Origin of the sequence: Aquisalinus luteolus (assembly GCF_009712425.2) — a bacterium.
In the GTDB taxonomy this organism is placed as follows: Bacteria; Pseudomonadota; Alphaproteobacteria; order Caulobacterales; family Parvularculaceae; genus Aquisalinus; species Aquisalinus luteolus.
In genome coordinates, this window is record NZ_VCJR02000001.1 from 592164 (window position 1) to 604727 (window position 12564).

Sequence of the window (12564 nt, forward strand, 5' to 3'; positions counted from 1 at the left end):
TGATCAGGCAGCGCCTTTGGCAGGCTTGGGTGCGTTGCTGCGGTCCATGCCGAAATCCTCCAGCATAAGGCTCGCCGTCGCCTTGGCCGAACCGACAACGCCGGGGATGCCCGCACCCGGATGCGTGCCAGCACCGACGAAGTAGAGATTGCCGATTTTGTCATCGCGGTTGTGGGTGCGGAAATAGGCGCTCTGGGTCAGCACCGGCTCCAGTGAGAAGGCAGAGCCGAGGTGAGCGTTCAGCTCGGTGACGAAATCGTCCGGCGTGAAGATGCGGTGGGTGACGAGATCGTCGGTCAGGCCGGGCAGGTAGTGCTCTTCGAGATATTTGAAGATCTTGTCCCGGTACTGAGGTCCGACGACCGACCAGTCGATCTCCGCCTTGCCAAGGTTCGGCACGGGCGAGAGGACATAGAAGCCGTCGCAGCCATCGGGGGCAAGTTCCGGGTCCGTCGCCGTCGGGCGGTGGAGGTAGAGCGAGAAGTCGTCCGGCAGGGTCGGGCCTGAGAAAATCTCCGAGATCAGCTCGCGATAGCGCGGGCCGAACAGGATCGAGTGATGGGCTATATTGTCGTGGCGCCTCTTCAGGCCGAAGTAAGCCACGAACAGCGAGTTGGAGAAGCGCATGCCGGTCAGTTGTTTCGCTCGTTGTGGCCCGCGCTCCGACTTGCCCAGCAGCTTGCCATAGGTGTGGACGATGTCGGCGTTCGACGCGATGGCATCGAACTCGCCGCGCCAGCCGCTTTCGGTCGTTACCGATTTGACCGTGTCGCCGTCAGCCTCGATGGCGCTGACCGCATCGCCGAGGCGGATCGTGCCGCCGAGATCCTCGAACAACCTGCCCATGCCTGCGATCATTGCGCCGGTGCCGCCCTTGGGGAAATAGACGCCCCATTTGCGCTCAAGCGCATGGATCAGCGCATAGATGGATGATGTCTTGAACGGGTCACCGCCGACGAGCAGCGTGTGGAAGGAAAAGGCCTGGCGCAGATGCGGGTCCTTGATGAAGTCGGACACGCGGCCATAGACCGACCGGAAGGACTGCAACATCATCAGCTGCGGTGCGGCGCGGACCATGGACCAGAAGTTCAGGAACGGCACATGGCCGAGTTTCAGGTAGCCTTCTCGGAAAACTTCCTCTGAGTACTGATAGAATTTGCGATAGCCCTCAATGTCGTCCGGGGATTTCTTTGCGATCTGCGCTTCGAGGGTCTCTGAATCCTGCGTATAATCGAAGCTGAAGCCATCTTCCCAGTGCAGGCGATAGAGCGGCGCGACCGAGCGCAGCTCGACATAGTCTGCCAGTTTCTTGCCGGAGATATCGAACAGTTCTTCGAGCGCCGACGGGTCGGTTATGACAGTCGGGCCGGCATCGAAAGTGAAGCCGTCCTGCTCGTAGACATAGGCGCGTCCGCCGAGCTTGTCGCGCTTCTCGATCAGGGTGGTCTGAACGCCTGCGGCCTGGAGCCTGATGGCGAGTGCGAGGCCGCCAAAGCCCCCGCCGATAACTGCTGCTGTCGTCATAATTTCATGCCCTCTCTGTCACAGGGGATATACCGTCAGGGTGGCGTCCGGCAAGGCAGGGCAGGGCGCGGTGTATCGGCACAGGCGGTTTGCCTGCGAGGATGCGGATCTTGTCGCCAAGCGTGTTCTGCCCGGCATAGAAACGCTCGATCAGCCGGGGCGACAGGCCGTAGAAGCGCTGCAGCACCTTGTAGCGCTCGGTCGGCTTTGCTGCCCAGAACAGCATGCGGTTGAGCAGGCGGTAGAAGCGCTGGGAGTGCCAGCTTTCGATGGCGTAGCTTCGCATCGCATCGACGATATCGTTGCTTCTGAGGCTCGGCTGGGCGGCGATGAGGTCGGCAACGCGCACGGCGTCGGGCAGCGAATAGCCAGTGACAGGGTGGAACAGCGCGGCGCGCAGGCCCGATGGCGGCGCTTCCACGTAATCCCTCCAATAGGCCTCGATATCGCCGCCGAGGGTGATCGGCAGGATGCCGTCTTCCTCGCGGATCACTTCGGCGATCTGCCACCCTCGGTTCTGGGCGTAGGTGGCGATGCGCCTGCGCAGGGCATCGGTGTCGAGCGCATCATCATCGGCGTAGTAAGTGTCTTCGATCAGCACTTCCGTGTCGGTAAAGGGCAGGAGATAGATGAAGCGATAGCCGCCTTCCTGCGGAATATCGGCATCCATGATCACCGGTGCGTCCAGGCCGTGGGGTTTTTCGAGGCGCACATGCTGGCCGAGGAATTTCTGCCAGCCGAGCTGCAGGTGTGGCGAGGGGTAATAACCGCGCCCGTCGATCACCAGCGGTGCCTCGATGCGACGCTCGTCGGTAAGGCCGATGACATCATTCGAAAGCCAGTCGACCGGCGTGCCGGTGATTACGCTTATATTGGGGGCGGACCTGAGGACTTCATCGAACCGTTCCGAAGTGATCGAGCGATAGCCCGTCTCCAGCCGCCGCTGCCGTTCGGGAAAAGAGACCTGTTGGTTGTTCCAGCGGTGAACGATGAAGGGGGCCATCCAGTCATGCTGGTCTGGCGTGACATCTGTCTCGTGAAACGACCAGGTGTGGTTACCGCCAAGGGTTTGCCCCGCCTCGACAATCAGTATTTTCAGGTCAGGCCGGACCTGCGCCAACCGCCATGCGATCAGGCCATTGGCAAGGCCGCCGCCGGCGAGGGCGACATCGGCGGTAATCGTGTTGTCGCGAACATCCTGCCCGTCAGTCATGGTTTCAGTCTTACCCTGTGGCGCCGGGCCATGCTAGAACAGTTTCATGGAGAGTTTGGGCGCTGTCACACTCACGGGATTTCTCGTCAGCTATATCGGGCTGACGCTGATCATCCAGCTGCGCTATGTCGCCATTGCCGGTCTGTTTCACTGGCTGCTCTGGGGCAGGCCGGAAGAGAAGGTCAGTGCGGTGAAGCTGGCGCGGATCAGCCCGAAACGCGATGTGGTGCGCCACGAGATCGTCATGTCGCTGATCTCAGCCTTAATATATGCCGCACCCGCCGCCTTCGTGCTGGAAATGTGGAAAGCCGATGGCACGGCGATCTATGGCGGCTTGCCGGCGGGTGTCTGGGGCTGGCTCTATCTGCCGATCAGTGCCTTCATCTACATGGCCATTCAGGACACGTGGTTCTACTGGACCCATCGGGCGATGCATCATCCAAAGCTGTTCGAGGTGATGCACCGCACCCATCACAAGTCGATCCAGCCGACGCCATGGACTGGCTTCTCCTTCCATCCGACGGAGGCACTGACCACGGCATGGCTGCTGCCTCTGTGTGCTGTCTTCATACCGATCCATATCGGGGTCGTGCTGTTCCTGCTGACCCTGATGACCGTCGTCGGCATCACGAATCATGCGGGCTGGGAAATCTTCCCGCGCTGGTGGATGAACTCCCTGCCGGGCCGCCAGCTAATCACGGCGACACATCACAACCTGCATCATACAAGGTTCTCGTGGAATTACGGGCTGTATTTCCGGTTCTGGGACCAGGTGATGGGTACCGATACGATGGAAGTAGCCACGCGGAAAAAAGCGGTGCCGCAAAAAGGCGAGACGCCGGAAGCCGCGCCCGCCGAATAGATCGGTTTACTCAGCCAGTAACTTGTCCGGATCGATTTCCTCGACCGGCTCGCCAATTCCAGCCTTGTTCGCCAGTGCATTGCTGACCTTCTGGTGCAGCTCGTGCAGCACGGGGATCAGGAACAGGGTCACGAAGGTCGAGAATACCGTACCGAAGGACAGGGCGATCGCCATCGGCACCAGCCAGCGGGCAGAGCCGGACGTCTCGAACAGCAACGGCATCAGGCCCACAGTGGTCGTGATGGATGTCAGCACGATAGGCCGGAAGCGGCTTATCGAGGCTTCGATGATCGCCTCCTGCAGCGGCATGCCCTCTTTCAGGGCCTCGTTGAAGCGCGTCGTCAGGACAAGCGATCCGTTCACCACGAGACCGCCCAGAGCGATCATGCCGAAAACGGAAGTTGCCGCCATGTCGTAGCCCATGAGGATATGACCCGCGATGCCGGCGCTGGCGGAGAAGGGGATCGTCAGTACCACGATCAGGCCCTGAATGTAGTTGCGGAACAGGGCAGCCATCATCGCATAGATGATAATCAGCATGCCGCCGACCCCGGCGAAGATGGCACCGAAGACGCGGTCGCGGTCGCCGCGGCCGCCAAAGCCTGCATCGACATCGGCCGTCAGGCCAGGATACTTCGACAGGATGTCCTGCAGCGGGCCGTTGACGATGCCCTGGCGGGCGAGGGTGATGGAGGTGACGCTTTCGTTCACGCCGCCAGTGACGCGGATGACGCGCTGGCCATTCTCGCGGCGGATATCGGTAAAGGCGCGCGTGTTCTCGATCTCGGCGGCCTGCAGCAGCGGGATTTCCGTCCCGTCCGGCGCAAAGACAACGAATTCCGACAGGTTGTTGACGGACTGGCGCTCTTCACGCGGCAGGCGGGCGAAGACCCGTACCTCGCTGCCATCGCGCAGCATGCGCAGTGCCTCTGCGCCGTAACCGGTCGCGCGGATCTGTCGGCCGAGCGAAGCTTCGGTCAGGCCCAGGGCGCGGCCCTCGGGCGTGAGGGAGAAACGCAGCTGGCGTTTGCCCTCAGCCGTGCCATCGGCAACGTCGAACACGCCAGCGAAATTCTCCATGCCGTCTGCCAGTTCCCGGGCGGCCGTTTCAAGTGTGTCCTCGTCCGGATGGGAAAGGACAAAGCGCAGCGCCTTGCCCGCACCGGGGCCGGACACGAATTCGAACTGCAGCATCTTGGCCTCGGGCACTTCGCCCATTTCCTGACGCCAGAGATTGGTGAATTCGGCCTGAGTGAAGCTGCGCTCCTTTTCAGGCTTAAGCTGGAAGGTGACATCGGCCTGGGTATAGCCGCCCCAGCCGGAGGAGACTTCCCAGCTTTCGATCTGGTCGCGGCCACCAAGCTGGTCGAGGGCGCGCAGGCCCGCTGCCTCGAGACGCAGGGCAACAGCCAGCGTTTCGTCGAACGTTGCGTCAGTCGGCATTTCAAGCTCGCCATCGACACGGTCTGAAGCGATGCGCGGCGACCAGCCAAGCTCGATCCTGTCGGTCGAGTACCAGACGAAGATGACGGCGACGAAACCAAGGAAGCCGACAATGATGCTGGCAGGATGTTTCAGCGCCCAGACAAGGCCGTTGCGGTAATGAGTATCGCGAAGATCATCCATGGTGCGGGCAACACGCTGGCGGAACAGGCCGACACGGCGCCATGTCATGTTCGTGCTTTTCGCCTGATTGCCACCGGCAAGCGATGCCTTGCCATTGAGGTGGGAGGGCAGGACCAGCAGGGATTCAACGAGCGAAACGACAAAGATCGTACACGCCACGATCGGCAGCGCCTTCATGAACTGGCCGGTTTCGCCGGGAATGAACATCAGCGGGATGAAGGCGATAATATTGGTCAGGACAGCAAAGGTGACCGGGACGACCATTTCCTTCACGCCTTCAAGCACGGCATCATGGGTCGACAGACCCTGTTGCGCCTTGGCGTAGATATTTTCCCCGACAATGATCGCGTCGTCGACGACGATGCCGAGCGTCAGGATGAATGTCATCATCGTCAGGATGTTGAGTGTCTGTCCTGTCGGCCAGAGCAACACGAAAGAGCCGATCATCACGACGGGGATCGAGACCGATACCCAGAAAGCAAGTCGCAGGTTCAGGAACAGGCCAAGGGTTATGATCACGAGCAGAAGGCCGCCGACACCATTGCCGATCAGCAATTTGGCGCGGTCGGAATAGTTCTCGGAGTCATCGTCCGTTACCTGGATGGAAACGGCTTCGGGCAGGGAGGCATTGACGCCATCAAGATATTCCTTGACCCGTGTAGCGAGGTCGACCGGGTTGCCGCCTTCTGCCTGGGTTACGAAAAGGCGCACACCCGGCTGGCCGTTGAAGCGATAAAAACGCCATGCCTCGGTGAAGCCATCATTTATATTGGCGACGTCCTTCAGGCGCACGACGGAGCCGTCATCATCGCTCTTCAGCGGAATTTCGGCAAATTCCAGGCCTCGTTCCTTGCGGCCTTCCGTGCGTAGCAGATATTCGCCTTCATTGGTCTCGAAACCGCCAGCTGGGACATCGCGTGCGGAGCTGCGGACGATGGACGCTACATCAGTCAGGGTCAGGCCAAGGGCGCGCAGCTGGCGCTGGGATATCTCGATGGAGATTTCCGGTTCCCTCAGGCCGCTGATATTGACGCCGGAAACGCCCTCGATCATCAGAAGTTCATCGCGCACGCGCTGGGTCAGGTCATACATCGCCTGTTCGGAGATATCGCCGGTGATGCCCAGTTCGACGACGGAACGGGTCCACTGGTTATAGCGAACACGCGGCGGTTCAATATCGTCCGGGAACGATGTGATGCGGTCGACGGCACTGCGAATATCCTGAAGGGCGCGGTCGATGCTGGCGCCTTCGACCAGCTCTGCCGTAACCTGGCCATAGCCCTCGCTGGCGGTGGAATTGATCTCGGTGATATCGCTGATGGCGCGCAATTCAGCCTCGATTGGCAAAACAATGCCTTCCTCGACTTCCTCTGGGCTGGCGCCGGGATAGGAGACGGACACGGCGACGGAGTTCGGCGCAAAGGTAGGAAAGATTTCCTTTGGCACATTCATCATCGAATAGATGCCGCCCAGAACGAGCGCGAGCATCAGCAGGTTGGCCGCGACATGGTTGTCCGCCATCCATCCGACAAAGCCGTGTCTGGTCTTGCTTGCCGGCGCGCCGCTGGTTTCCGCCATGGGTTGTTCTCCGCTGATCGTCTCGTCGTTTGTGTCTAGTTACTGCCGCTTGTTGCGCTGGCACCAACGCCGCTGTCGCCTGCTGTATCAACAGCCGAAACCTCGCCAGTGCCGCCGGTCTCGGCATCATTGATGCGCACCCTCAGTTCCGTGCCCGGAGCAATGCCCGATACCCGGCTCGTAATGATCCGGTCACCGGTCTCGAAGGTCGGACGGACGAGGACCTGGTCATCCAGTTCCCAGGCGATCTGCACAGGACGGATGTCGAGACGGTCTTCGGCAGTGGCGACATAGACCATGTTGTTGTCCTGCAGGGCACGGCGCGGCATGACGATCACATCATCGACACTGCCAGCCTGAAGGCGGGCCGCCACATAGGAGCCGATCAGCAAGGGCGGACGGTCGTCATTCTCCGGGCGCATGGACAGGGGATCGTCGATGCCGACATAGACCCCGCCAAGGCGGGTTTCCTGGGATACATCAGCCCGTATGCGGATGACTTCGCCCGGATACTCCGTCCCGTTCAGAGTGATGCGTACATCCGAGCCGGTGCCATCGGCGCTACGCGTCTCCAGCCTGCCAAGAACGTCATGACGAACACGTAGTTCGACCCAGAACTCGTCTGCCCGGGCCAGGGTGCCGGCGATTTCGCGGGCACCCAGATATTCGCCATCTATGGCGTCCACGCCGAGAACAACCACGTCATAAGGCAGGCTCAGCGAGGTGCGGCGCAGGTTCAGTTGCGCCCGGTCCACCGCGGAAAGAGCCGCTTCATAGTCAGCCTCGACGCGCTGCAGCTGCGGCTGGCGTAGGGCAAGGGCGCGGGAGGCAGTGTCGAACTCGATATCGCCTTCAAGCAACTCGAATTCCGCTTCGGCGATGCGCTGCTGGCCTTTTTCGATGTCGACCGCAGCTTTTGCCTGATTAAGGGCAGCCCGGGCATCTGCCAGGGCCAGTTCGTAGTCGGTGCGGTCGATCTGCAGGATCGTCTCACCAGCGGGGATATAGCCGCCCGGCTTGAATTGCGGATGGGTCGCGATGACATCGCCGCCGACCTGGGCGCGCAATTCCACGGTGCCGTTGGCTGGTGCGACAACGCCCTGTGCCGTCGTCGTGACGTCGCGATTGACGCTTTCCAGCGCCATGGCTTCGACGACCGGCTTTCTGGCTTCCGGCCGCTGCATCTGTGTGCGCGGCTGGGTGGCATACAGGAAAAAGATCGCGACTGCGAAGCCACAGGCGAGCACCACCGGAAAAACCGTCATCAGCCTGAAGCGGCTTTTCTTCTTGTCAGAGCCCTGTTGTTGATCCCCGGTCATCAAATCGTCCTCTCGGTCATTGTCTCTGCAGGCAGGCCGATGGCGGCATGCAGCCTGATGCGAATTCGTGCCTGTTCTGCCTTCAGATTGATCAGACGGCGTTCCTGTGTCTGGATCGAGCTGAGGGCGTTGAGAACGGGCAGGTAATCACTGGCGCCCTGGCGGTATCGGCGGCGGGCCGATTCCAGCAGCTGGCGCGATGTCTCGAGCCGCTCTTCAGTCAGGCGGATATTCTCCAGCCCTTCGTTTTCCTGGCTTATCAACCCATTTATCTCGGCAAGCGCATCGAGCCAGTCCTGAAGCAGCAGAATGCCGCTTTCTTCATACTGGGCGCGGCTGAAATCGATTGCCGCATCCTTTGCCCCGCTGTCAAAGACGGTCAGCGCGCCGGATACGGTCGCCGTCACGAACTCGCTGGCATTGCCGGAGACGAGGGAAGAGACAGCCGAGCCCGAAAGATTGAATGAAGGCAGGCGATTGAGAATGGCGGCGGTATAGGCCGCGTTGTCGGCCTGCAGGGCATAGACGGATGCCCGCAGGTCCGGGCGCGTGTCCAGCAGCGTGTTTGCCTGCGGCCAGGTAGCGACCGGCGTGATATCGGGAATGTCGGCAAGAAGGGCAGGCATGTCGTCTTCAGCCGGCGGCGTACCGGTGGCAGTTGCAATCGCGTCGATCGCTGTGACGCGGTTTGCCCGCAATGGCGGCAATTGCTGTTCAAGCGACGCGATCTGGTCACGCTGCTGCAGCACGTCCACGATTGAAGCCTGGCCCTGTGCAAAGCGCAATTCCGTTAGTTGGAGCAACGTGCGGCTGGTCTCGATCTGCTCTTCGATCAGGCGATAGAGCAAGGAAGCCTCAGAAGCGTTGACAACATTCAGCGACAGGTCACGCAGCGCCGTATTGCGCGTCTGATCATAAGTCGCGAGGCTTGTATACAGATTGTAACGGGCGGCATTGCGCAGCGTGCGCAGGCGTCCGGTGACATCGAGCGGCAGGTCCAGCCCGAGGGAAGCACGCTGGGAGTCGGAACTGTCATTCGTGTCGAGATCGTATTCGGCGCTGCCGCTGCCTGTCAGCACGACGTCGATCCAACGGTTCGCTTCAGCAGACTGGAGATTGGCTTCTGCCTGTTCGACGCGTTTTGCCTGGATGCGAATAGCAGGGTTCTGTTCGGCCGCGATCCCGAGCAGGGTCGCCAGATCCGGCGATACCGCTGTTTCATACCATGTGCTGGTCTGGGCGAGCGGGGCTTCAGCGGTTACCCCGTCTTCAGCGGCTGCCGGAAATGCATACAGGCCTGCATCAGGCACAAGGTCATCGGCAGGCGGCACAGACGTGCACGCCGCGATGCTCAAGCCCATGCCTGCAAGCGCGGTGGTGGCAAAAAATCTCTTCATGTTGTCGTATATATACCAGAAATGCATACAGGCCTTTAATGACGGATTGCTCACAAACAATTGAACTGAAAAGAAGAATGGATGAATGGCTTTTGGCTGTGCACTTCCACTGCCGGATCATCATTCCAGGTGTGGCGTGATAACGGCATTGGTCGATAAAATCGGCTTTTACGAGTAAAAACCGCAGAAATTCTTTCCCATGGCGACGGATTCGGGCGAAACAGGCTCCTGACAAGCTAAAGAACAGGGCGGCAGCAAAGCCGCCATATATGGGAGGGCAGTCCGTATGTCTCTTGAAATAATCGATCTCATTATCGTTGCCGGCTATGCGCTGGCGCTGATCGGCATCGCCACATGGGTCTCGCGCGAGAAGGCAGGCCACGAGAAGAATACCGAGGACTACTTCCTCGCGGGCAAGGCGCTGCCGTGGTGGGCGATCGGCGCCTCGCTGATCGCGGCGAACATTTCTGCCGAGCAGATCATCGGCATGTCGGGCTCCGGCTTTGCCATCGGCATGGCCATCGCCTCCTATGAGTGGATGGCGGCGATCACGCTGATCATCGTGGGCAAGTTCTTCCTGCCGATCTTCCTCAAGCGCGGCATCTATACCATGCCGCAATTCCTGGAGAGCCGGTTCGGGTCCTCGGTCAAATATGTCATGTCGGTGTTCTGGCTCGTCCTCTACACGGTGGTGAACCTGACGACGGTGCTGTGGCTGGGCGCGACGGCGATCAACACGCTGACGGATCTGTCGATGTTCAACGGCATGCTGGCACTCGCTGCGTTCGCCGCAGCGTACTCCATCTATGGCGGGCTGAAAGCCGTGGCGCTGACCGACATCATCCAGGTCGTGCTGCTGATCTTCGGCGGCGCGCTGATCACCTGGATCGTGCTCGGCGAGCTGGGCGGGGATGCCGGCGCCATTGCCGGCTTCAACACGCTGGTCACCGACCTGCCGGAACGCTTCGACATGATCATCGATCGCGAGACACGGCCCGAGGACTTCCAGAACCTGCCGGGCATCGGCGTGCTGATCGGCGGCATGTGGATCATGAACCTGTCCTACTGGGGCTTCAACCAGTACATCATCCAGCGCGCCCTCGGCGCCAGGGACATCAAGGAAGCCCAGCGCGGCGTCCTGTTCGCGGCCTTCCTGAAGCTGATCGTGCCGTTCATCGTCGTCATTCCGGGTATCGCCGCCGTCATGCTGGCGCCGGATATCGGCAAGCCTGACCAGGCCTATCCGACCATGATGACCTATGCCCCTGTCGGCATTCGCGGGCTGATCTTCGCGGCGCTGGTCGCGGCAATAGTCTCATCCGTCGGCTCGATGATGAACTCGATCTCGACGATCTTTACCATGGACCTCTACAAGCCGCTGCTGGCGAAAGATGCACCGGAGAAGCGCCTCGTGATGATCGGGCGGATCGCGTCTTTCACCGCGCTCGTCATCGCTGTGTTCCTCGCCCAGCCGCTGCTTGGTGCATCGGGCCAGGTGTTCCAGAACATCCAGAACTGGACCGGCTTCGTGACGCCGGGCGTGTGTGCGATCTTCTTCCTTGGCATGTTCTGGAAGCGGGCAACGGAGATCGGCGGCCTTGCAGCCGTAATCGCCTCGGGCGTCCTGTCCTTCGCCTGGCCGATGATGTTCCCCGACATGCCGTTCATGAACCGCGTCGGCTTTGTCTTCCTGTTGTGCCTCGGCCTCGGCATGCTGGTGTCCTACCTGCAGAAGCCGGATGGCGAGGACAAGGTGGTGCGCCTCGGCGACATCTCCTTCAAGACCGGCCCCGGCTTCAATATCGGCGCCGTCATCGTGACGATCATCCTGATCGTGCTATACGCCGTGTGGTGGTAAGCATTGAAAAGGCGGGCGGCGCACCAGTGTCGCCCGTGATTTTCACCAGAACCGGGCAGGAGATTTCCGTTATATGGTAGATGAAACGACGTCCGCTTCGGCAAAGTCAGTGATCGTCGAGCCGTTCGGCGAGACTGAGGGCAGGGAGGTTTTCCTCTATACCCTGACCAACAAGACGGGGATGATGGCGAAGATCACCAATTATGGTGGCATCCTGACCCATCTCTATGCGCCCGACGCCAAGGGCAGGTTCGAGGATGTCGTTCTAGGCTATGACAATCTGCAGGATTACATCGACCACTCGCCTTATTTCGGCGCGCTGATCGGGCGCTATGGCAACCGCATCGGCGGGGCCAGCTTTACGCTGAACGGGCAGACCTATGAGCTGGTCAAAAGTCAGGGCGAGAACACGCTGCATGGCGGTAATACCGGTTTTCATGGCATCGTCTGGGATGCTGTCCCGTTCGTTGCCGAGAACGGTCAGGGCCTGACCCTGACCCATATCAGTCCCGACGGGGATGAAGGCTTCCCGGGTACGCTGAGCGTGACTGTCACCTATTTCCTGTCGGACAATGACGAGTTGTCGATCGATTACAAGGCGACAACTGACAAGGCGACGCCCGTCGCCCTGACCCAGCACGCATATTTCAACCTGTCAGGTGATCTCGGATCGGAGATCACGGGTCACCTGCTAAGGCTGGAGGCTGACCGCTATACCCCGACCGATGACAGGCAAATCCCCACGGGCGACCTGGCATCCGTGAAGGATACGCCCTTCGATTTCCGCCATATGCGCCCGATTGGCGAGGAAATCGATGCCGATGGCGAGCAGCTCTCCTATGGCGGTGGCTACGACCACAATTTCGTCCTGAACCGGAAGGGTAGAGGTCTGGAACTGGCTGCAGTGGTGGAAGAGCCGACATCCGGACGGCGGATGGAAGTGCTGACGACAGAGCCGGGCGTGCAGTTCTACTCCGGCAATTTCCTCGATGACAGCTATCGCGGTAAGGGCGTTGTGTTCGGCAAGCGGACCGGCTTCTGCCTCGAGACCCAGCATTTTCCGGATTCACCGAACAAGCCGGATTTCCCCTCGACGACCCTGAAGCGCGGCGAGACGCTGCGTTCGCAGACGATCTACCGTTTCGGCGTTATCAAGAAGCATCGATAGCAGGCCATGGGCATAATGG

The 12564-nt window shown here is 60.4% G+C and carries 8 protein-coding genes; 3 read left to right on the forward strand and 5 right to left on the reverse strand.

Features of this window, described 5'->3' with window-relative positions; translation table 11 throughout:
• Positions 1-3 precede the first annotated feature (3 nt).
• Both FF098_RS02695 and crtY read right to left on the reverse strand, forming a co-directional pair.
• The gene (locus FF098_RS02695) at positions 4-1524 is read right to left on the reverse strand and encodes a phytoene desaturase (protein WP_155137007.1); all 1521 of its coding nucleotides are present in this window, start codon (positions 1522-1524) and stop codon (positions 4-6) included.
• A gap of 4 nt (positions 1525-1528) precedes the next feature.
• Complete coding sequence (gene crtY, locus FF098_RS02700; protein WP_155137010.1) at positions 1529-2737, reverse strand: lycopene beta-cyclase CrtY; 1209 nt, start codon at positions 2735-2737, stop codon at positions 1529-1531.
• A gap of 46 nt (positions 2738-2783) precedes the next feature.
• On the opposite strand from crtY, the gene FF098_RS02705 reads away from it, so the two are divergent.
• Positions 2784-3599 (forward strand): sterol desaturase family protein, encoded by an 816-nt coding sequence (locus FF098_RS02705; RefSeq protein WP_155137013.1) that lies wholly within the window; start codon positions 2784-2786, stop codon positions 3597-3599.
• A gap of 6 nt (positions 3600-3605) precedes the next feature.
• Here FF098_RS02705 and FF098_RS02710 read toward each other — a convergent pair whose 3' ends face one another.
• From FF098_RS02710 to FF098_RS02720, 3 genes are read right to left on the reverse strand one after another with little or no spacing between them, the layout of a single operon-like run.
• Positions 3606-6803 carry an efflux RND transporter permease subunit gene (locus tag FF098_RS02710; protein ID WP_155137016.1) on the reverse strand — a complete coding sequence of 1066 codons (3198 nt, stop codon included), beginning with the start codon at positions 6801-6803 and terminating at the stop codon, positions 3606-3608.
• Between the two features lie 35 nt (positions 6804-6838).
• Positions 6839-8122, reverse strand: a complete 1284-nt coding sequence (locus FF098_RS02715) for an efflux RND transporter periplasmic adaptor subunit (RefSeq protein ID WP_155137019.1) — start codon at positions 8120-8122, stop codon at positions 6839-6841.
• Positions 8122-9519 carry a TolC family protein gene (locus FF098_RS02720; protein WP_166426283.1) on the reverse strand — a complete coding sequence of 466 codons (1398 nt, stop codon included), beginning with the start codon at positions 9517-9519 and terminating at the stop codon, positions 8122-8124. The genes FF098_RS02715 and FF098_RS02720 overlap by 1 nt, the downstream gene beginning before the upstream one ends.
• Positions 9520-9805: 286 nt before the next feature.
• Here FF098_RS02720 and FF098_RS02725 point away from each other — a divergent pair, with 286 nt between their 5' ends.
• Both FF098_RS02725 and FF098_RS02730 read left to right on the forward strand, forming a co-directional pair.
• Positions 9806-11377, forward strand: coding sequence for a sodium/sugar symporter (locus tag FF098_RS02725; protein WP_155137025.1), 1572 nt, complete (start codon positions 9806-9808; stop codon positions 11375-11377).
• 73 nt (positions 11378-11450) lie between these two features.
• The gene (locus tag FF098_RS02730; protein ID WP_155137028.1) at positions 11451-12545 is read left to right on the forward strand and encodes an aldose epimerase family protein; all 1095 of its coding nucleotides are present in this window, start codon (positions 11451-11453) and stop codon (positions 12543-12545) included.
• The last annotated feature ends 19 nt before the right edge of the window (positions 12546-12564 follow it).

What these genes read in the sequence shown, in the direction of transcription:
- FF098_RS02695 (WP_155137007.1), bottom strand. Translation starts at nt 1,524, where the DNA reads ATGACGACAGCAGCAGTTATCGGCGGGGGCTTTGGCGGCCTCGCACTC.
- crtY (WP_155137010.1), bottom strand. Translation starts at nt 2,737, where the DNA reads ATGACTGACGGGCAGGATGTTCGCGACAACACGATTACCGCCGATGTC.
- FF098_RS02705 (WP_155137013.1), top strand. Translation starts at nt 2,784, where the DNA reads ATGGAGAGTTTGGGCGCTGTCACACTCACGGGATTTCTCGTCAGCTAT.
- FF098_RS02710 (WP_155137016.1), bottom strand. Translation starts at nt 6,803, where the DNA reads ATGGCGGAAACCAGCGGCGCGCCGGCAAGCAAGACCAGACACGGCTTT.
- FF098_RS02715 (WP_155137019.1), bottom strand. Translation starts at nt 8,122, where the DNA reads ATGACCGGGGATCAACAACAGGGCTCTGACAAGAAGAAAAGCCGCTTC.
- FF098_RS02720 (WP_166426283.1), bottom strand. Translation starts at nt 9,519, where the DNA reads ATGAAGAGATTTTTTGCCACCACCGCGCTTGCAGGCATGGGCTTGAGC.
- FF098_RS02725 (WP_155137025.1), top strand. Translation starts at nt 9,806, where the DNA reads ATGTCTCTTGAAATAATCGATCTCATTATCGTTGCCGGCTATGCGCTG.
- FF098_RS02730 (WP_155137028.1), top strand. Translation starts at nt 11,451, where the DNA reads ATGGTAGATGAAACGACGTCCGCTTCGGCAAAGTCAGTGATCGTCGAG.